Here is a 20,129-nt window from a genome sequence, read left to right as displayed (position 1 = left end):
GGCGGCCGGCCCCCGGAGGAACGCCCGTGCCCATGGATGACGCCGCCGTCGCGCTCGTCGCCGTCCGCGACGCCGCCCTGTCGGTCGACGAGGTCCTCGCCGCCGTCCGCCACCCCGTCTGCGGCGGGGTCTCGCTCTTCGTCGGCGTGGTCCGCGACCACGACCACGGCGACGCCGTCACCGGCCTCGAGTACTCGGCGCACCCGAGCGCCGAGGCGACGATGCGCGAGGTCTGCGACGAGGTGCTCGCCTCCTCCGAGGCGGTCCGCATCGCGGCGGTGCACCGCACCGGTACCCTCGAGGTCGGCGACCTCGCCGTCGTCGTCGCGGCGGCCGCGCCGCACCGCGGTCAGGCCTTCGACGCCTGCCGGGCGGTCATCGACACGCTCAAGGCGCGCACCCCCATCTGGAAGCACCAGCAGCTCGGCGACGGCTCCGCGGAGTGGGTGGGGATGCCGTGAGCGGCGCCCCCGACGTCCGCCTCGACCCCGGCTCCGCCGCCGCCCCCGACCCCCGCCCGGCGCAGCGGCCCGGCCGCCTGGCCGCCGGCCTGCTGACGACGACCTTCCTCCTCGTCGTCCTCGCGGCCGGCCTGACCTTCGTCGGGCTGCCCTACGTCGTGCTCTCCCCGGGACCGGCCACGAACGTGCTCGGCGAGCTCGACGGCAAGCCGGTCCTCTCCGTCGAGGGCGCGCAGACCTACCCGACCGAGGGCGCCCTCGACTTCACGACCGTCTCCTTCGACGGCGGCCCGGGGCGCAAGGTCACCGTCTACGACCTCCTCGAGGCGTGGCTCAGCGACGCCGTCGACGCCGCCCCCGAGCGCTACTACTTCCCCGACGACGCCTCCGAGGAGGACGTCGAGGCCGAGAACACCGAGCTGATGAACGAGTCGCAGGTCGTCGCCGCCGCCACCGCGCTGCGTGCCCTCGGCCGCACCGTGCCGACGACGGTCTCCGTCGCCGACGTGCCCGAGGACGGGCCGTCCGACGGGCTCCTCGCGAAGGGCGACACCGTGCTCTCGGTCGACGGCACCGCCACCACCGACTCGGCCGCCGTGCGCGCCGCCGTCCAGGCCCACACTCCGGGCGAGCAGGTCTCGATCCGCGTGCGCCGCGACGGCGCCGAGCGCACGGTCACCGTGCGCTCGGCCGACGCCGACGGCCGCGCCGTCATCGGCATCCTCCTGCGCACCGACTACGACCTGCCGGTCGACGTCACCCTCAACACCGGCCAGGTGGGCGGGCCGTCGGCCGGGCTGATGTTCAGCCTCGCGATCTACGACACGCTGACCCCCGGGTCCCTCACCGGCGGGAAGCGGATCGCCGGCACCGGCACCATCGAGGACGACGGCTCGGTCGGCCCGATCAGCGGCATCCGCCAGAAGATGGTCGGGGCCCACGAGGCCGGCGCCCGGTTCTTCCTGTCACCGGCACAGGACTGCGCCGACGCCGTCGGCCACGTGCCCGAGGGGATGACCCTGCTGCGCGTCACGACCTTCGCCGAGGGCCGTGCCGCCGTCGAGGGCATCGCCAAGGGCGACCTCACGGGGCTGCCCACCTGCGGCTGAGGCGGGTCGACACCCCCAGGTCAGTCGAAGGTCGCGCGCAGCGCGTGGACGATCCCCGGGGCGATGTCCTCGCCGAGCGCGACCTGGTCGTCGCTGTCGTGGGCGCGCTGGCGCAGCAGGCAGCGCGCCGAGCCGTCGCGCGTCACGGCCACGACGAGCCGCACGTCGGCCCGGTCCGGGTGCTCGGAGACCGCCCGGCGCGCGGCGTCCGGGTCCTCGGGGAGGTCGCGCTCGGCGGCGGGCGGCAGGACGACCCGCTCGACCGCGAGGGCGCACCCGGTGACCTGCTCGGGCCAGGCGATGCGGGCGAGGAGGTCCTCGATGCCGTCGGCCTCGGGCAGGTCCTCCTGCTCGACGGCCGAGAGCGCGCCGGCCACGGCGTCGTGGGCGGCGAGGCCCTCGGCGAGCTGCGGCTCGCGCACCACGAGGTCGGCCGTCGGGACGAGGGCGAAGAGCCGCACCGGCTGGTCCCAGCCCCCGCGGGCCACGTGCCGCTCGGTGTCGAGGGCCGCGAGGGTCAGGGGGTCGGTGACGGGCTGCGGGTCGGGGCTCACGGGCCCCATCGTGCCCGACCCCGGGGCCGCGAACCTTCGGCGCCCTCCGAGCGTTCAGGCCTGCGAGGTAGGTTGACGCCCAACCGCCGCACGACGACCCCGGCACACGGGACGAGGAGAGCTGTGAGTCGTTCTGACTGGTTCGACGGAACCGACGGGCCCGACGAGGGCGCCGGGCGCCCCGGCGGTGAGGACCCCCGGGCCGGGCGTCCGGCCGGCCTCGCGCGCCGCCGCCGCGGGCCGCTCCTGCCCACCGCGCTCGTCCTCATCGGGCTCGCCGTCGTCGGCGGCATCGCGGCCGACGTGCTCACCGACGTCTGGTGGTACCAGTCGGTCGGCTTCAGCGGCGTCTTCGTCAAGGAGCTGCTCAGCAAGACCGGCATCTTCGTCGTCGCGGCCCTCGTCACCGGTGGTGCGGTCGCGGTCTCGCTCGTCGTCGCGTACCGCACGCGCCCGATCTACGTGCCCGTCACCCCCGCCCAGCAGGTGCTCGAGCAGTACCGCCAGGCCATCGAGCCGCTGCGCCGGGTGGCCGTCGTCGGCATCCCCGTCGTCCTCGGCCTGCTGGCGGGGTCCGGCTCGATGGGGGCGTGGAAGACGTTCCTCCTCTGGGCCAACGCCGTGCCCTTCGGCACCAAGGACCCGCAGTTCGGCCTCGACGTCGGCTTCTTCGTCTTCACCCTCCCGTGGCTGCGCTTCGTCGTCAGCTTCGTGACGGTCGTCCTCGTCCTCGCCTTCCTCGCCGGCGCGTTCACGCACTACGTCTACGGCGGGCTCCAGCTGCCGGGGCGCGGTCCCTCGACCCGGGCGGCCTACGTCCACCTCGGCACGCTCGGTGCCCTCATCGCCCTCACGCGCGCCGCCTCCTACTGGCTCGACCGGTACTCGCTGTCGACCGAGAAGGGCTCGCTGCTCACCGGCATCACGTACACGGACGCCAACGCGGTCCTCCCCACGAAGGCCATCCTCGCCGTCGCCGCCGTGATGTGCGCCGCCTTCTTCATCGCCTCGATCTGGAGCCGCAGCTGGCGGCTGCCGATCATCGGCGTCGGCCTGCTCGTCGTCACCGCGGTCGTCGCGGGCGCCGCCTACCCGGCCCTCATCCAGTCGCTCAAGGTCGGCCCCTCGCAGCGCTCGCTCGAGAACCAGTACATCCAGCGCAACATCACCGCCACGAGCCAGGCCTTCGGCCTCGACCGCGTCGAGCGGATCACGAACACCGCGCCGACCCAGGAGCCGGCGAAGACCGAGCTGCGCTCGGACGCGGAGTCGATCCCGGGCGTGCGCGTCATCGACCCCAACGTCGTGGCGCCGACCTTCCGCCAGCTCGAGGGCGAGCGCGACTTCTACGCCTTCCCCGACACCCTCGACGTCGACCGGTACACGATCGACGGCAAGGTCAACGACGCCGTCGTCGCCGTGCGCGAGATGAACCTCGACGGCCTGCCCGACGGCCAGCGCAACTGGCTGAACGACCACACCGTCTACACGCACGGCTACGGGTTCTACGCGGCCTACGGCAACCAGCGCACGGCCGAGGGCGACCCGGTCTTCTTCGAGGGCGGCTCGCGGAACAACCTCGGGGAGTACGAGCCCCGCATCTACTTCGGCGAGCTGTCGCCGAGCTACTCCGTGGTTGGAGGCCCCTCCGGGGGCGAGACGCGGGAGTACGACCGCCCGGGCAGCTCCGAGGGCTCGTCGGTGAAGAACACCTACACCGGCGGGGGCGGTGTCGAGGTGGGGTCCTTCGTGCGCCGGCTCGCGTACGCGGTGAAGTACCGCGAGGCCAACTTCCTCCTCTCGGACGCGCTCAACTCGGACTCGCGCATCCTCGACCACCGCACGCCGAAGGAGCGGGTCGAGCGGGTCGCCCCGTGGCTCCAGCTCGACGGCAACGTGTACCCCGCGGTCGTCGGCGGGCGGGTCAAGTGGATCGTCGACGGCTTCACGACCTCGAACAGCTTCCCGAACAGCCGTCTCCTCGAGCTCTCGGAGGCGACGTCCGACTCCGTGGCGAACCGCTCCAACGTCGTCCAGGTGCGCACCGGCGAGGTCAACTACATCCGCAACGCGGTCAAGGCCACGGTCGACGCCTATGACGGGTCGGTGCAGCTCTACGGCTGGGACATGAACGACCCGATGCTCAAGGCCTGGAGCAACGCCTTCCCCGGTTCGGTCAAGCCGCTGTCGTCGGTCTCCGGCGACCTCATGGCCCACATCCGCTACCCGCAGGACCTCGTCAAGGTCCAGCGCGACCTGCTCAACGAGTACCACATCACCCGCGCCGACGACTTCTTCACCGGCAACGACAAGTGGCGCGTGCCCCGTGACCCGTCGCTGGCCAGCCAGGACATCCCGGTCGTCTTCCAGTCCATCGCCCTGCCGGGGGAGGACCGGGCGTCGTTCTCGATCACCTCGCCGTTCGTCCCCGCGAGCAACACCGAGGGCGGACGCGAGATCCTCCGCGGGCTGCTCGCCGTCGACGCCGACGCCGGGTCGACGGCCGGGAAGCCGGCCGAGAACTTCGGCCAGCTGAGGCTCGTCGAGTACTCCTCGAACCAGGCGCCGGCCGGCCCCGGCCAGGTGCGCAACCAGATCCAGAACTCGAACGTGCGCTCGCAGAATCCTGCCGAGCAGCTGGGGTTGGCGCAGTACATCACCCAGAACTCCGGCAGCGGCAAGAAGCTGACCTTCGGCAACCTGCTGACGTTCCCGCTGCGCGGCCGGACGTTCTACGTGCAGCCGATCTACGTCCAGGCCTCCGAGGGCTCGGGGTCGTTCCCGCAGAACAAGATCACCGTGGCCGCGTACGGCACGAACGTCGCGTGGGGCGACACCCTCGACCAGGCCATCACCGGCCTCTTCGGCGAGGGCCAGGGCGACACCGGCGGCGGCGGCGACGGCGGTGGCGACACCCCCGACCAGCCGGAGACCAGCCTCCAGCAGCAGCTCACCGCGGCGATCGCGTCCATCCAGGCGGCCTACGCCGACGGCCAGGAGGCGCTGAGCAAGAGCGACTTCGCCGCCTACGGCGAGGCGCAGAAGCGGCTCTCGGACGCGATCGCCCTCGCCGAGCGGCTGTCCGCGGAGCTGGGGGCGGCGGCGCCGTCGCCGACCCCGAGCCCGTCGGCGTCGGCCTCGCCGGCACCGTCGGCGTCGACGACGGCCTCGGCGGGGTAGCCGATTTGGCCGTGGCGGGCTCCGTCGCGTAACCTCGGGGGCATACCGAGCACGGCCGCAAGGACGTGACTCACTCGACGCGGGGTGGAGCAGCTCGGTAGCTCGCCGGGCTCATAACCCGGAGGTCGCAGGTTCAAATCCTGCCCCCGCTACTGAATGACGAAGGCCCTGACCGGCGCAGCCGGTCAGGGCCTTCGTCATGAGCAGGATGCCGGGAGCGCGAACGGGCGGGCGACGAAGGAGCCCGCGCGTGAGCGCGGCGTCCTGCCCCCGCGAACCAGCGGCGTCCTGCCCCCGCCCCGGCGAGGCGGAGGTCACGGCGTGTCGCCGGAATCCCCGGGCGTGCACGGCGTTGCACCTGACGTGACCACCACCCCAGGCCGCCACCCCCGTCCCCACCGCGTCGTCGTCATCGGCTCCGGCTTCGGAGGCCTCTTCGGCACCCGTGCCCTCAAGCGGCGCGGCGACGTCGAGGTCACCCTCGTCGCCCGCACCGCCCAGCACCTCTTCCAGCCGCTGCTCTACCAGGTGGCGACGGGCATCCTCTCCGAGGGCGAGATCGCCCCGAGCACCCGCGAGGTGCTCGCCCGGCAGAAGAACGCCCGCGTCATCCTCGGCGAGGTCACGGACATCGACCTCGCCGCCCGCACCGTCACCTCCGAGCTCCTCGGCCAGCGCACCATCAGCGAGTACGACACCCTGCTCGTCGCCGCCGGGGCGGGGCAGTCCTTCTTCGGGCACGACGAGTTCGCCGAGTTCGCGCCGGGCATGAAGTCCGTCGACGACGCCCTCGAGCTGCGCGGCCGCATCTTCGGCGCCTTCGAGGTCGCCGAGCTCGCGACGACCGAGGAGGACGCCCGCCGAGCCCTGACCTTCGTCGTCGTCGGCGCCGGGCCGACGGGCGTCGAGATGGCCGGCCAGATCGCCGAGCTGGCGGGCCGCACGCTCAAGCACGACTTCCGCCGCATCGACCCCACCCAGGCCCACGTCGTCCTCCTCGACGCCGCCGACACCGTCCTGCCGACCTTCGGCGAGCGCCTCGGCGGAGCCGCCCGCCGCCGCCTGTCCGAGATGGGCGTCGACGTCCGCACCGGCGCGATGGTCACCGAGGTCGACGAGACCGGCCTCACGTACCGGGACCAGCAGGGGCACGAGACCCGCCTCGAGGCGCTGACGAAGATGTGGGCGGCCGGCGTCCAGGCCAGCCCGCTCGGGCAGCAGCTCGCCGAGCAGTCCGGTGCCGAGCTCGACCGCGCGGGGCGGGTCAGGGTCAACCCGGACCTCACCCTCCCCGGCCACCCGGAGGTCTTCGTCGTCGGCGACATGATCTCCCTCGACGACCTGCCGGGCGTCGCGCAGGTCGCCATCCAGGGCGCGCGGTTCGCCGCGAAGCAGGTGACGCACCGGCTCGACGACAAGCCGACCGACGAGCGGTTCACCTACCGCGACAAGGGCTCGATGGCCACCGTGTCCCGGTTCAGCGCGGTCGCCTCGATCGGCGGCCTGCGCTTCAGCGGGTTCGTCGCGTGGCTGCTCTGGCTCGGCGTGCACCTCGTCTACATCATCGGCTTCAAGAACCGCATCACGACGCTGCTGCACTGGGCGGTCAGCTTCCTCGGTCGCGGCCGCGCCGAGCGGGTGGCGACCCAGCAGCAGGTGTTCGCCCGGCGGGCCATCCAGCGGGTCGAGGACCTCAGCGACGCCGGCTGACGCGCGGATCCGGGACGGCGACGCCGCCCGGACCGTAGGGTGACCGCCATGCCGCTCGACTACCCGATCCACCGGCGCACGCTGGCCAACGGCCTGCGCGTCGTCGTCTCGCCCGACCACACCGTCCCCAACGTGACGGTCAACCTCTGGGTCGGCGTGGGCTCACGGCACGAGCAGGCGGGCCGCACCGGGTTCGCGCACCTCTTCGAGCACCTGATGTTCCAGGGCTCGCGCGAGGTCCGCAGCGGCGAGCACTTCGAGGCCCTCATGGCCGAGGGCGGGCGGCTCAACGCGACGACGTGGTTCGACCGCACGAACTACTTCGAGACCGTCCCCACCGGGGCCCTCGAGCTGGCGCTCTGGCTCGAGGCCGACCGGCACGGCCACCTCCTGGACGCCGTCAACCAGGAGAACCTCGACAACCAGCGTGACGTCGTCAAGGAGGAGAAGCGCCAGCGCTACGACAACCAGCCGTACGGCAACGCGCTCATCGACGTCTACGCGGCCGTCTTCCCCGAAGGGCACCCGTACCACCACCCGACGATCGGGTCGATGGAGGACCTCGACGCCGCGAGCCTCGAGGACGTCCACGCCTTCTTCCGGCGCCACTACGCCCCGGACAACACCGTCCTCACGCTCTGCGGCGACCTCGAGCCCGACACCGGGTTCGACCTCGCGGAGCGGTACTTCGGGGGGCTCGAGGCGCGCGCGGAGGACCGCCGCCCGGCCCTGGCCCAGCTCGAGCCGCTCACCGAGCCGGTGCGCCTCGAGCGCCGGGAGGCCGTGCCCAACGACCGCCTCCACGTGGCCTTCCGGCTCCCCGTCGACGGCACCGACGAGCTCGTCGCCGCCACCGTCGCCCTCGACTGCCTCGGCGGGCTCTCCAGCTCCCGGCTCGTCCGCCGCCTCGTGCGCCGCGAGCAGACGGCGGTCGGCGTGCACGCCACGGCCTGGGGGTTCGTCGACGGTGTCTCGCTCGGCTTCGTCGTCCTCGACGTCACGCCCGGCGCCGACCCCGCCGACCTCGAGGCCGCGCTCGTCGAGGAGCTCGCGCGGCTCGCCGAGGAGGGGCCCACCGAGGCCGAGCTCGAGGCCTCGGTCGCCCAGTCCGAGCGGGCCTGGCTCTCCGCGCTGGCCTCGCAGGAGGAACGGGCCGACCTGCTCAGCCGGTACACCCTGCTCCACGACGACCCGCAGGTCGTCAACACCCACCTCGACCGCGTCCGGGCGGTCACCGCCGCCGACGTCGTCGCCGTGACCCGCCGGTGGCTGCGCCCCGAGAGCCGCGCCGTCGTCGCCTACCTCCAGGTCGACGTCGCCGACGCGGAGGCGGTCGCGTGAGCCGCCCCGTCGTCGCACCCCCGGCGCCGTGGACCTTCCCCGCCGCCACCGAGCACGTCCTGCCGAACGGCCTGCGCGTCCTGCTCCACGACCTCCCGGGTCAGTACGTGCTCTCGATGCGGGTCGTCGTCCCCACCTCGCTCGCCACGGAGGAGCGCGGGGTCGAGGGCGTGTCGTCGATGATGGCCCGCCTGCTCGACGAGGGCACCGAGGCGCACGACCCCGAGGACTTCGCCGAGCTGCTCGAGCGGCACGGGATGGCCCTCGGGGCGGGGGTCTCCGACGGTGGCCTGCTCGTCGACGTCGACGTCCCCCAGTCGCACCTCGGCACCGCGGCGCGGCTGGTCACCGAGGCCCTGGCCACCCCCGTCTTCCCCGACGACGAGGTCCGGCGGATCCTCCGCAGCCGGCTCGCCGAGATCGAGCAGGAGCGGGCGTCGGCCGCGCACCGTGCCGCCCGCGAGGTGGCCCGGACCCTCTGGTCGCCGTCGGACCGGGCCTCGCGCCCGACGGCCGGCAGTGCCGAGACCGTGTCCGCGATCACCCGCGACGACATCGCCGCACGGCACGCCCGCACCATCGGGCCCCGCGGCGCCACGGTCGTCCTCGCCGGCGACCTCTCCGGGGTCCCCGCGCTCGACCTCCTCGCGGGCTCGCTCGGCGGCTGGGAGGCCCCCGGCCACGTCCCGCCCCCGGCCGCGGTCGCCCCGGTCCCGGCGTCCGACCGGGCCCGGGTCGTCGTCGTCGACCGCCCCGGGGCGGTCCAGACCGAGATCGTCGTCGCCTGCCCCGGCCCCGACCGCTCGACCCCCCACGGCTGGGCGCCGCACCCGGTCGTGTCCTTCGTCGTCGGGGGCTCGCCGGGCGCCCGCCTCGACGCGGTGCTCCGCGAGGAGAAGGGCTACACCTACGGGGTCCGCGCGGCCTTCCGGCCACGGGTCGCCGGCGGCTCGTTCGTCACCTCGGGGTCGGTGCGCTCGGAGGTCACGGGGGAGGCCGTCGAGATCCTCCTCGGCATCCTCGACACCGCCCGCGACGGGTTCACCGCGACCGAGCTGCGCTCGGGCGTCGACTTCGTCGCCAAGACCGCGCCCGGCCGCTACGCCACGGCCGACGCCGTCGCCGACGAGACCGCCGCCCTGGCCCTCGAGGGCCTGCCGCTCGACTTCACGACCCGCAACCTCGCGGCCGTCTCGGCCCTCACGCTCGACGAGCTCGACACCGCCTACCGCCGGACGGCGACGGGGGAGTGGACCGTCGTGCTCGTCGGCGACGCGGCCTCGGTGGTGCCTGCCCTCGAGGGCCGGGTCCCGGGACCGGTGGCCACCGTTGCCCTCTGACCCGGTCGGGGCGCACTCGCTCGTCATGCCGTCGCCGATCGGCCGGCTCGAGCTGCTCGCCCGCGACGGGAGCCTCGTCGCCATCCGGTTCGACGCGGCCCCCGACGGCACGCCGGGCACGGTCCGGGAGGGGGCGCCGGTGCTCGTCGAGGCGCGGCGCCAGCTCACCGAGTACTTCGAGGGCGCGCGCCGGGTCTTCGACCTGCCGCTGCGACCGGTGGGGACCGAGTTCCAGCGCCGGGTGTGGGACGTCCTGGCCGACGTGCCGTGGGGCACGACGACGACCTACGGCAGCATCGCCGACCTCCTCGGGCTGCCCCCGGGTGCGTCCCGCGCGGTCGGGGCGGCCAACGGCGCCAACCCGATCCCCGTCGTCCTGCCGTGCCACCGGGTCGTCGGCAGCGACGGCACGCTGACCGGCTACGCGGGCGGGCTGGAGCGCAAGGCCCTGTTGCTGCGGCTCGAGGGTGTGCCGACCGAGGCCGACCAGGGGTCGCTCTTCTAGCGGTCCTCGTCGCGGGGGACCGACGACGGGCGGCCGTCGGAGGCGAGGCGGGCCAGCACCTCGTCGTGGAGCAGTCCGTTGGTCGCCACCGCGTTGCCACCGAACGGGCCGTCGACGCCCTCGACGGAGGTGAACCGCCCCCCGGCCTCGGTGACGATGGGGACGAGCGCGGCCATGTCGTAGAGCGCGAGCTCGGGCTCGGCGGCGATGTCGACCGCCCCCTCGGCGAGCAGCATGTAGGACCAGAAGTCGCCGAAGGCCCGCTCGCGCCAGCACGCCCGACTCAGCGCGAGCACCGCGTCGAGGCGGCCCACGTCGGCCCACGACGTGGTGCTCGACAGCGAGATCGAGGCGTCCTCGAGGCGGGAGACCCCCGAGACGTGGAGGCGCTTGGCGCTGGTCAGGCTGCGACCGGCCCACGCGCCGCTGCCGAGCGTGGCCCACCAGCGCCGGCCGAGGGCCGGGGCGGCGACGAGCCCGAGCACCGGCACGCCGTCGTCGACCAGGGCGATGAGGGTGGCCCACACCGGCACGCCGCGGACGAAGTTGTGCGTGCCGTCGATCGGGTCGACCACCCACTGCCGGGGACTGGACCCGGTGGGCGGCAGCTCCTCGCCGATGACGGCGTCACGCGGGCGGGTGCGCTTCAGCTGGCCGCGCACGACCTCCTCGGCGGTGCGATCGGCGTCGCTGACGAGCGTGAGGTCGGGTTTGGACTCGACGTGCAGGTCCTCGGCCCGGAACCGCTCGAGGGTGACCCGCTCGACCGCGTCGGCGAGGACGTGGGCGAGTCGGAGGTCGTCGTCGTAGCCGGGCACGAGGCTCACCGTAGCGGCTCGTGCCGAAGATCTTTCGGCCCCGGCGACGAGTCGGTCGCGATCCGGTCACAATCGGGTATCGGCCGGGCACGAACCTTCCCTCGGGCCCGTCCGTGGTGTTGTGTGGACCGCGCACGCCGGAGGGCGATGCCATCGTGGTGCACCCGACCGGGGCGCCTCACGGAACGACCACCCACACCGGGTGGCGACCACATCACACAGGAGGACATCCATGCGAGGAACTGCTCGCACGGTCGCCGTTGCGGCCATGTCCGCCGTCGCTCTTCTCGCTGCCGGTTGCGGCAGCGGGGACAGCGGGGGCGACGACACCTCGGCGGCGGGCGGCAAGACGGGCGGCGAGATCACCGTCCGTGGCTGCAACCCGGAGAACCCGCTGGTCCCGAGCAACACCACGGAGACCTGTGGCGGCAACGTCATCGACGCGATCTTCTCCAAGCTGGTGCACTACGACGCCGAGACCGCCAAGCCGACGAACGACCTCGCGGAGTCCATCGACACGACGGACAACCAGAACTTCACGGTCAAGCTCAAGCAGGGCCGCAAGTTCCACGACGGCACCGAGATCAAGGCCAAGAACTTCGTCGACGCGTGGAACTACGCCGCGTACGGCCCCAACGGCCAGAGCTCGGGCTACTTCATGGAGCCGATCGAGGGCTTCGGCGACACCCAGTGCACCGGTGAGGGCGACGACCCGTGCGCCGGCGCCGGCAAGGCCAAGGCCGACAAGCTGACCGGCCTCAAGGTCGTCGACGACTACACCTTCACGATCAAGACCTCCGAGAAGGTCTCGAACCTCCCGGTCCGTCTCGGCTACTCGGCGTTCTCGCCGCTCCCCGACGTCTTCTTCACCGACCCGAAGGCCTTCGGCGACAAGCCGGTCGGCTCGGGCCCGTACAAGCTGGACGCCTGGAACAAGGAGCAGTCCATCGTCCTGTCCAAGTTCGCCGACTACAGCGGCGACTTCGGCGGCAAGGTCGACAAGATCACCTTCAAGATCTACCAGCAGTCCGACGCGGCGTACAACGACGTGATCGCGAACAACCTGGACATCACGGACGAGATCCCGACCAGCGCGCTCATCGACGAGAAGTACAAGCAGGACCTCCCGGACCGCAACGCGGAGAAGGAGACCGGCGTCATCCAGACGGTCACCTTCGCGCCGACCAAGGTCGACCCGAACTACGCGGACCCGAAGATCCGTCACGCGATCTCCATGGCGATCGACCGTGACACCATCGTCAAGCAGATCTTCAACGGCACGCGTCAGCCCGCCACCGGCTGGGTCTCCCCGGTCGTCGACGGCTACAAGGCCGACCAGTGCGGCGAGTGGTGCAAGTACGACCCGGCCAAGGCCAAGGCCCTCCTCCAGGAGGCCGGCGGCTTCAAGGGCGACAAGATCACCCTCTCCTACAACGCCGACGCCGCCCACAAGGACTGGACCGAGGCCACCTGCAACAGCATCAAGCAGGCCCTGGGCGTCGACTGCGTCGCGACCGGTGTCGTCGACTTCGCCACCTTCCGCACGCAGATCGGTGAGCGGAAGATGAAGGGCATGTTCCGTACGGGTTGGCAGATGGACTACCCGTCGATCGAGAACTTCCTCGCCCCGATCTTCAAGACCGGCGCGTCCTCGAACGACGGCGACTACTCCAACCCGGAGTTCGACAAGCTCCTCGGTGAGGCTGCTGCCGAGCAGGACGCCGCGGCGGCGAACTCGAAGTACCAGCAGGCCGAGGCGCTCCTCGCCACCGACATGCCGGCGATCCCCATGTGGTACGGCAAGACCACCATGGGCTGGTCCGACAAGGTCACCGGCGTGAAGATCACCGCGTTCGGCACCATCGACTTCACGTCGGTGGCGGTCAAGTGACCTGAGGAACCACCAGGTCCCTCACTGCACGCGTCGTCGGCCTGTCAGCACCTGCTGGCAGGCCGACGGCCGTGTCGGGGCGGCGCACGCGCAGGATGCCGGGTCCCGCGTCTACCACCGTCTCAGTGCATGGTCTAGGTTCATCCCGGTAACCCAACCCGACGCCGTCGTCGTGACGATCGACGAGGCGTCCCGAGTCCTCAGGAGGTGACGGTGGGCACCTACATCATCCGACGGATCCTCCAGATGATTCCCGTGATCCTGGGCGCGACGTTCCTCATCTTCGCGATGGTCTTCGCCCTACCGGGCGACCCCGTCGCGGGCAAGTGCGGCGAGCGCCCGTGCTCCCCGGCGTACCGCGCCGCGTACATCCAGAAGTACAACCTCGACAAGCCGCTGCCGGTGCAGTACGGCAAGTACGTGCTCAACCTCGCCAAGGGCGACCTGGGCACGACGTCGAACAACATCCCGGTGGCCGACCAGCTCAAGCTGCGCGTCCCCGTCACCGGCAAGCTCGCCCTCATGGCGGTGCTCATCGAGACCGGCATCGGCATCCTCGCCGGTGTCCTCACCGGCATCAGACGTGGCGGCTTCCTCGACAACCTCGTCCTGGTGTCGACCCTCGTCCTCATCTCGATCCCGATCTTCGTCATCGGCAACCTCGCCCAGCTGTACCTGGGCACCCGGCTCGGGTGGTTCCCGGTGACGGTCACGTCGAGCAACCCGTCGGTCTACCAGCTGCTCCTGCCGGCCATCGTGCTCGGCTCGCTCTCGGTGGCCTACGTGTCCCGCCTCATGCGCACCAACCTCGTCGAGAACCTGCGCTCGGACTATGTCCGCACCGCGATCTCCAAGGGCCTCACCAAGCGCCGGGCCTACGGCCTGCACGCGCTGCGCAACTCGCTCATCCCCGTCGTCACCTTCATCGGCTTCGACTTCGGGGCGCTGCTCGGTGGTGCGGTCGTCACCGAGGGCATCTTCAACATCCCGGGCATCGGCGGCTACGTGTTCCGCGCGATCCGGGTGCGCGACGGCGCCTCGGTCGTCGGCGCGGTGACCTTCCTCGTGATCGTCTACCTCGTCGTCAACCTGCTCGTCGACCTCCTGTACGGCCTGCTCGACCCGAGGATCAGCCATGAGTGACGCCGCCATCGCCGAGACCACCTCCGCTGCCCCGACCCACGAGGGCGGCGACACCGGGCCGGCCCGCTCGCTGGCCTCCGACGCCTGGCGCACGATGCGCCGGAGCCCCTTCTTCTGGATCTCCTCGGCCCTCATCGCCGTGTTCCTGCTCATGGCCATCTGGCCGAGCCTCTTCACGAGCACCGACCCCACGCAGGCGGTCCTGTCCGACGCCCGCGTGCGGCCGAACAGCGAGGCGTGGTTCGGACGCGACATCCAGGGCTACGACATCTACTCCCGGTGCATCTACGGCGCGCGGGCCTCGATCCTCGTCGGCCTGCTCTCCACCGTCCTCACGACGCTCGTCGGCGGCACCGTCGGCGTGTTCGCGGGGTACGCCGGCGGCTGGACCGACACCCTGCTCTCGCGGCTCGGCGACATCTTCTTCGCCATCCCGCTGCTGCTCGGTGCGGTCATCGTCCTCGTCACGCTGCCGGCCACGGACAACTACTTCCTCATCGTCCTCAAGGTCGTGCTCGCCCTCGTCGTCCTCGGCTGGCCGAGCATGGCGCGCCTCATGCGCTCCAGCGTCATCCAGGTCAAGCCGAACGACTACGTGCAGGCGGCCCGTGCCCTCGGCGCGAGCCCGTGGCGGGTCATCCGCTCCCACATCGTCCCGAACGCCCTGGCCCCGATGATCGTCGTCGCGACGATCAACCTCGGTGCCTACATCTCGGCCGAGGCGACGCTGTCCTACCTGGGCATCGGCCTCCAGCCCCCGACCGTCTCGTGGGGCGTCGACATCAGCGCCGCGGTCGTCGGCATGCGCACCACCCCGCACATGCTCTTCTTCCCCAGCCTGTTCCTGTCCCTGGCGGTCCTCGCGTTCATCATGCTCGGTGACGTGGTCCGTGACGCCCTCGACCCGAAGAACCGGTGAAGGAGACGTCATGACGGTTCAGGACACCACCCGGACGGACGACGCCCGGGTCCGCTACGAGCCCCAGGACGGGGTGCTGCTCGAGGTCGAGGACCTCTTCGTCGAGTTCCACACCGCCGACGGCATCGCGACCGCGATCAACGGGGTCTCCTTCGAGCTGCACCAGGGCGAGTCCCTGGCCATCCTCGGGGAGTCCGGCTCCGGCAAGTCGGTCACCGCGCAGGCGATCATGGGCATCCTCGACATGCCGCCGGCGGTCATCCCCTCGGGTCACATCCGCTACTGCGGCCAGGACCTGCTGACGATGCCGGAGGAGCAGCGGCGCAAGACCCGCGGCCCCGAGGTCTCGATGATCTTCCAGGACGCGCTCTCGTCGCTCAACCCGGTCTTCCCGGTCGGGTGGCAGATCGCCGAGATGTTCCGCGTCCACCGCGGGATGAACAAGTCCGACGCCCTCCAGCAGGCCGTCCGGCTCATGGAGCGGGTGCAGATCCCGGCGGCGCGCGAGCGCGTCAAGGCCTACCCGCACCAGTTCTCCGGCGGCATGCGCCAGCGCATCATGATCGCGATGGCCATCGCGCTCGACCCGGCGGTGCTCATCGCCGACGAGCCGACGACGGCCCTCGACGTCACGGTGCAGGCGCAGATCATGAGCCTGCTCGAGGAGCTGCAGGAGGAGCGCCAGATGGGGCTCATCCTCATCACCCACGACCTCGGCGTCGTCGCCGACGTCGCGGACCGCATCGCGGTGATGTACGCCGGCCGGCTCGTCGAGAAGGCCGACGTCGACGCGCTCTACGCCTCGCCGGCGCACCCGTACACGCGGGGGCTCCTCGAGTCCATCCCGCGCCTGGACCAGAAGGGCCAGACCCTCGCGGCGATCGGTGGCCTGCCGCCGAACCTCATGCGGATCCCGCCGGGCTGCGCCTTCAACCCGCGCTGCCGGATGGCGCAGGACGTCTGCCGCACCGACCGCCCGGAGCTCCGGGAGGTCGCCCCCGGCCGGCTGTCGGCCTGCCACTTCGCCGAGGAGGTCATCGATGCCTGAGGTCGTCCTCAGCGCCCAGAACCTGGTCAAGCACTACCCCATCAAGCGGGGCGTGCTGCGGCGCACCGTCGGCCACGTCAAGGCCGTCGACGGGGTGTCCTTCGACCTGCACAAGGGCGAGACGCTCGGCATCGTCGGCGAGTCCGGCTGCGGCAAGTCCACCCTCGGCCGGCTGCTCATGCGGCTCGAGGAGCCGACCGCGGGCAGCGTGACCTTCGAGGGTCAGGACTGGTCGGGGGCCTCGGCCCGCGACACCCGCCGCCTGCGCCGCGACATCCAGATCGTCTTCCAGGACCCGTACACGTCGCTCAACCCGAGGATGACGGTCGGCGACATCATCGGCGAGCCGTTCGAGATCCACGCCGACGTCGTCCCCAAGGGCGGGCGGCGCCAGCGGGTCCAGGAGCTCCTCGACCTCGTCGGGCTCAACCCCGAGCACATCAACCGCTACCCGCACCAGTTCTCCGGCGGCCAGCGCCAGCGCATCGGCATCGCCCGGGGCATCGCGCTCAACCCGAAGGTGCTCATCTGCGACGAGCCGGTCTCCGCGCTCGACGTGTCGGTGCAGGCCCAGGTCGTCAACCTCATGGAGAAGCTCCAGGACGAGCTCGGGCTGGCGTACGTGTTCATCGCCCACGACCTGTCCGTCGTCCGGCACATCTCCGACCGGGTCGGCGTCATGTACCTCGGGCGGATGGCCGAGCTCGGGGAGGAGGACGAGGTCTACGCCCGTCCGACGCACCCGTACACCCAGGCCCTCCTCTCGGCGGTCCCGGTGCCCGACCCGACGCTGCGGGGCAAGCGCGACCAGATCGTGCTCGTCGGCGACGTGCCGTCGCCTGCGAACCCGCCGAGCGGCTGCCGGTTCCACACCCGGTGCTGGAAGGCGCAGGACGTCTGCTCCACCCTCGAGCCCGAGCTCGAGCCGCGGGCCGACGGCCACGGCGAGCACCTGTCGGCCTGCCACTTCGCCGAGCCGCGGCTCGTCGTCGAGACGGTCGACGTGACCGGCATCGAGCCCGACGACCGCTTCGTCAGCACCGACACCGACGACCTCGTCGACGCCGGGGCCGGCCTCGGCGCCGAGGGCGGCGGCGAGGAGCTCGACAGCGGCCAGGCCGAGGACCGGGCCCGTCCGCCGGCCACCGAGGACACCCCGCAGGTGTCCGACCCGACCCGGGTCGTCGAGGACACGCGCGACAACCAGGGCTGAGCCCGCAGCACCGCACCACCCACGACGGCCGCGGGCCGGGGAGCTACTCCTCGCCCGCGGCCGTCCGCGTGCGCAGCAGGCGGCGCAGCGAATCCAACCGGGCCGGGCCCGCGGGTCCGGCCGCACCGCTCGCGACCCAGGCGTCGAGGGCGCACTCCTCCTCGTCGTGGGTGCAGCCGCGCGGACACTCCTCGGTCCCCGGCTCGAGGTCGGGGAAGTGGGTGACGATGCGCGCCGGGTCGACGTGGGCCAGGCCGAAGGAGCGCACGCCCGGGGTGTCGACGACCCAGCCGTCGTCGTCGGGCAGAGGCAGGGCCACAGCGGAGGTGGAGGTGTGCCGGCCGCGACCCGTGACGTCGTTGACGACGCCGACCGCACGCAGGGCGTCGGGCACGAGGGCGTTGACGAGGGTGGACTTGCCGACCCCCGAGTGGCCGACGAGGACGCTGACCCGGCCCGCGAGCGCCTCGTGGACGGCGTCGAGACCGATGATCGAGCCGTCGGGGGCCCGCGAGGTGACGACGTGGTGCACGGACAGCGGGGCGTACTGCTCGAGGAACGGCGCGGGGTCGGTGAGGTCGGCCTTCGTGAGCAGCAGCAGCGGCTCCATCCCGGCGTCGTACGCGGCGACGAGGCAGCGGTCGATGAGGCGGGGGCGGGGCTCGGGGTTGGTCAGCGCCGAGACGACGACGAGCTGCTCGGCGTTCGCGACGAGGACCCGCTCGACGGGGTCGGTGTCGTCGGCGGTCCGGCGCAGCACGGTGACCCGCGGCGAGATGCGCACGATGCGCGCCAGGCTGCCCTCGGCGCCGGTCGTGTCCCCGACGAGGTGCACCTCGTCGCCGACGACGATGCCCTTGCGGCCGAGCTCGCGGGCCCGCATCGCCGTGACGTCGTGCCGGTCACCGGTGTCGCCGACGAGCACCCGGTAGCGGCCGCGGTCGACCCCCAGGACGCGGCCGCGGACGGCGTCGGCGTGGGCCGGGCGGTCCTTGCTGCGCGGGCGCGACCCCCGGCGGTTGGGACGGATGCGGACGTCGGACTCGTCGTAGTCGCGCGTCGACCTCGCCATCAGGCGCCCGCAGCGACCCGCTCGTGGAGCATCCGGTCCCAGAGGCTCGTGAACTCGGGCATCGTCTTGGCCACCGTGCCGACGTCCTCGACGACGACGCCCGGGGTGGCCAGGCCGAGCACGGCGGCCGCCATCACCATGCGGTGGTCGTGGTACGTGCGGAAGTAGTTGCCGCGCAACGGTTTCGGCGTGATGCGCAGACCGTCGTCGGTCTCCTGGACGTCGGCGCCGACACCGGAGAGCTCGGCCCGCAGCGCCGCGAGGCGGTCGGTCTCGTGGCCGCGGATGTGCGCGACGCCGCGGATGACGCTGGGGGAGTCGGCGAGCGCGCAGAGGGCCGCGACGACCGGGGTGAGCTCGCTGGAGTCGTGGAGGTCGACGTCGACGCCGAGGATGCCGTCGCCGCCGGTGACGGTGAGGCCGGAGCGGTCGAGGACGACCTCGGCGCCCATCATGTCGAGGACCTCGCGGACGAAGTCACCGCCCTGCGTCGTGTACTGCGGCCAGCCGGGGACGTGGACCGTGCCGCCGGTGACGAGCGCGGCGGCGAGGAACTGGGCGGCGTTCGAGAGGTCGGGCTCGACCTGCACGTCGAGGGCGTTGACCTCGCTGGGCTCGACCCGCCAGGTGTGGACGTCGGCGTCGTCGACGACGACCCCGGCGTCGCGGAGGGTCTCGACGGTCATCTCGATGTGCGGCAGGCTCGGCACGGCCTTGCCGTCGTGGCGCACGGTGACGCCCTCGTCGAAGCGGGCCGCCGAGAGCAGCAGGCCGGACACGAACTGCGAGGACGCCGACGCGTCGATGGTCACCGTGCCGCCACGGACCGACCCGCGGCCCCGGACGGTGAAGGGCAGCCCGCCGCGTCCGTCGTCGTCGACCTCGACACCGAGGCCGCGCAGCGCCTCGAGGACGGGGGCCATCGGCCGCACCCGCGCGCCCTCGTCGCCGTCGAAGCGCACCGGGCCGTCGGCGAGGCCGGCGAGCGGGGGGACGAAGCGCATGACGTTGCCGGCGAGGCCGCAGTCGACGACACCGCCGCCGACGAGCCGGCCGGGGGTGACGAGCCAGTCGCCGTCGTCGACGTCCTCGACCCCGACCCCGAGGGTGCGCAGGGCGCCGGCCATGAGGAGGGTGTCGCGGGAGCGGAGGGGGGCCCGCAGCCGGGAGACGTCACCGGCGAGCGCGGAGAGGACGAGGTAGCGGTTGGTCAGCGACTTGCTGCCGGGGAGGACCACCCGGGCGTGCAGCGGCCCCGCGGCGGTGGGGGCCGACCAGTCAGGAGAAGGCATGCTGCGCCTGGGCCGCCTTGAGCCTGGCCTCGGTGGCGGCCTCGTGGACGACGTGGCGGGCCTCGCGCCGGGTGGTGCGCGCGGCGCGCTGGACGCTCTCGCTCGCGAGGTGGGCCCGGTAGGCCAGCCCGGGGCGGCCCTCGGTGTCGACGGCGGCGAGGAGCAGGCCGCCGAGGAGCCCGAGGTTCTTGTAGAAGTGCGTGCGCTGCTGGGCCCGGACCGTCTCGTCCTCCTCGCGCCAGTACTGGTGGGCGGCCACCGTCGTGGGGACGAGCGTGGCGGCGAGCACGGTGGCCGAGAGCCGGGGGAAGCGGCCGAGGGCGAGCAGGGCGCCGGCCCCGACCATCGCGACGCCGTTGGCCCGCACGAGGAGCTCGGTGTCGTCGGGGAGGCCCAGCAACGGGGCGACCTTCGCGACGACCGGGCGTGCCGTGGCGGACTTCGCCGACGGGTGCTTCAGCTGGTCGACGCCACCGACGACGAACATCGACGCGAGCAGCGGTCGGGCGATGCGGCGCACCACGGACATCCGG

17 protein-coding genes and 1 tRNA gene are annotated in these 20,129 nt (G+C 72.5%); 13 read left to right on the top strand and 5 right to left on the bottom strand.

Annotated features, from left to right (window positions below; translation table 11 throughout):
* Positions 1-32 precede the first annotated feature (32 nt).
* Together JQN70_RS09995 and JQN70_RS09990 are read left to right on the top strand one after the other, a co-directional pair.
* Positions 33-461 carry a molybdenum cofactor biosynthesis protein MoaE gene (locus tag JQN70_RS09995; protein ID WP_204131181.1) on the top strand — a complete coding sequence of 143 codons (429 nt, stop codon included), beginning with the start codon at positions 33-35 and terminating at the stop codon, positions 459-461.
* Positions 458-1,570 carry a YlbL family protein gene (locus JQN70_RS09990; RefSeq protein ID WP_307835907.1) on the top strand — a complete coding sequence of 371 codons (1,113 nt, stop codon included), beginning with the start codon at positions 458-460 and terminating at the stop codon, positions 1,568-1,570. Before JQN70_RS09995 ends, JQN70_RS09990 begins: the two co-directional genes overlap by 4 nt.
* Before the next feature lie 20 nt (positions 1,571-1,590).
* On the opposite strand, the gene JQN70_RS09985 is transcribed toward JQN70_RS09990, so the two are convergent.
* Entirely contained in the window at positions 1,591-2,133 is a 543-nt protein-coding gene (locus JQN70_RS09985; RefSeq protein ID WP_204131180.1) for a PPA1309 family protein, read from the bottom strand.
* Positions 2,134-2,247: 114 nt separating this feature from the next.
* On the opposite strand from JQN70_RS09985, the gene JQN70_RS09980 reads away from it, so the two are divergent.
* From JQN70_RS09980 to JQN70_RS09955, 6 genes are all read left to right on the top strand, one after another.
* The gene (locus JQN70_RS09980; protein ID WP_204131179.1) at positions 2,248-5,304 is read left to right on the top strand and encodes a UPF0182 family membrane protein; all 3,057 of its coding nucleotides are present in this window, start codon (positions 2,248-2,250) and stop codon (positions 5,302-5,304) included.
* A gap of 78 nt (positions 5,305-5,382) precedes the next feature.
* Positions 5,383-5,456: transfer RNA gene (locus tag JQN70_RS09975), tRNA-Met, on the top strand.
* Positions 5,457-5,667: 211 nt separating this feature from the next.
* Positions 5,668-7,014, top strand: coding sequence for an NAD(P)/FAD-dependent oxidoreductase (locus JQN70_RS09970; protein ID WP_307835905.1), 1,347 nt, complete (start codon positions 5,668-5,670; stop codon positions 7,012-7,014).
* 48 nt (positions 7,015-7,062) lie between these two features.
* Entirely contained in the window at positions 7,063-8,355 is a 1,293-nt protein-coding gene (locus JQN70_RS09965; RefSeq protein ID WP_204131177.1) for a M16 family metallopeptidase, read from the top strand.
* Positions 8,352-9,695: a M16 family metallopeptidase gene (locus JQN70_RS09960; protein ID WP_204131176.1), complete on the top strand. Its 1,344-nt coding sequence runs from the start codon at positions 8,352-8,354 to the stop codon at positions 9,693-9,695. Before JQN70_RS09965 ends, JQN70_RS09960 begins: the two co-directional genes overlap by 4 nt.
* Complete coding sequence (locus JQN70_RS09955; protein WP_239111354.1) at positions 9,685-10,200, top strand: methylated-DNA--[protein]-cysteine S-methyltransferase; 516 nt, start codon at positions 9,685-9,687, stop codon at positions 10,198-10,200. The genes JQN70_RS09960 and JQN70_RS09955 overlap by 11 nt, the downstream gene beginning before the upstream one ends.
* On the opposite strand, the gene hisN is transcribed toward JQN70_RS09955, so the two are convergent.
* Positions 10,197-11,018 carry a histidinol-phosphatase gene (gene hisN / locus JQN70_RS09950; RefSeq protein WP_204131215.1) on the bottom strand — a complete coding sequence of 274 codons (822 nt, stop codon included), beginning with the start codon at positions 11,016-11,018 and terminating at the stop codon, positions 10,197-10,199. The two genes, JQN70_RS09955 and hisN, sit on opposite strands and share 4 nt — an antisense overlap.
* A 232-nt stretch (positions 11,019-11,250) precedes the next feature.
* Between hisN and JQN70_RS09945 the strand changes: the two genes are divergently transcribed.
* The 5 genes from JQN70_RS09945 (at position 11,251) to JQN70_RS09925 (ending at position 17,232) form a co-directional block, all read left to right on the top strand.
* Complete coding sequence (locus JQN70_RS09945) at positions 11,251-12,909, top strand: peptide ABC transporter substrate-binding protein (protein WP_204131175.1); 1,659 nt, start codon at positions 11,251-11,253, stop codon at positions 12,907-12,909.
* A 213-nt stretch (positions 12,910-13,122) separates the two neighbouring features.
* A complete protein-coding gene (locus tag JQN70_RS09940) occupies positions 13,123-14,052 on the top strand; it encodes an ABC transporter permease (RefSeq protein ID WP_204131174.1) in 930 nt (309 codons plus the stop codon).
* On the top strand, positions 14,045-14,971 hold the full coding sequence (locus tag JQN70_RS09935) for an ABC transporter permease (RefSeq protein WP_204131173.1): 927 nt from the start codon (positions 14,045-14,047) through the stop codon (positions 14,969-14,971). The genes JQN70_RS09940 and JQN70_RS09935 overlap by 8 nt, the downstream gene beginning before the upstream one ends.
* Positions 14,972-14,981: 10 nt before the next feature.
* Positions 14,982-16,019 (top strand): ABC transporter ATP-binding protein, encoded by a 1,038-nt coding sequence (locus tag JQN70_RS09930; RefSeq protein WP_204131172.1) that lies wholly within the window; start codon positions 14,982-14,984, stop codon positions 16,017-16,019.
* Positions 16,012-17,232, top strand: coding sequence for an ABC transporter ATP-binding protein (locus tag JQN70_RS09925; RefSeq protein ID WP_204131171.1), 1,221 nt, complete (start codon positions 16,012-16,014; stop codon positions 17,230-17,232). The genes JQN70_RS09930 and JQN70_RS09925 overlap by 8 nt, the downstream gene beginning before the upstream one ends.
* Positions 17,233-17,275: 43 nt before the next feature.
* Here JQN70_RS09925 and rsgA read toward each other — a convergent pair whose 3' ends face one another.
* Genes rsgA through JQN70_RS09910 form a run of 3 tightly spaced genes read right to left on the bottom strand, consistent with a single transcriptional unit; the run spans position 17,276 to position 20,125 of the window.
* Positions 17,276-18,304 (bottom strand): ribosome small subunit-dependent GTPase A, encoded by a 1,029-nt coding sequence (rsgA, locus tag JQN70_RS09920; protein WP_204131170.1) that lies wholly within the window; start codon positions 18,302-18,304, stop codon positions 17,276-17,278.
* Positions 18,304-19,596: a 3-phosphoshikimate 1-carboxyvinyltransferase gene (gene aroA / locus JQN70_RS09915; RefSeq protein ID WP_204131169.1), complete on the bottom strand. Its 1,293-nt coding sequence runs from the start codon at positions 19,594-19,596 to the stop codon at positions 18,304-18,306. Before aroA ends, rsgA begins: the two co-directional genes overlap by 1 nt.
* Positions 19,583-20,125, bottom strand: a complete 543-nt coding sequence (locus tag JQN70_RS09910) for a DoxX family protein (protein ID WP_204131168.1) — start codon at positions 20,123-20,125, stop codon at positions 19,583-19,585. Before JQN70_RS09910 ends, aroA begins: the two co-directional genes overlap by 14 nt.
* Between the last annotated feature and the right edge of the window lie 4 nt (positions 20,126-20,129).

Source organism: Phycicoccus sonneratiae, from assembly GCF_016887965.1.
Lineage (GTDB): Bacteria > Actinomycetota > Actinomycetes > Actinomycetales > Dermatophilaceae > Phycicoccus > Phycicoccus sonneratiae.
The sequence above is the reverse complement of the archived record's forward strand: the minus strand, read 5'-3'. Positions and strand labels throughout refer to the sequence as shown.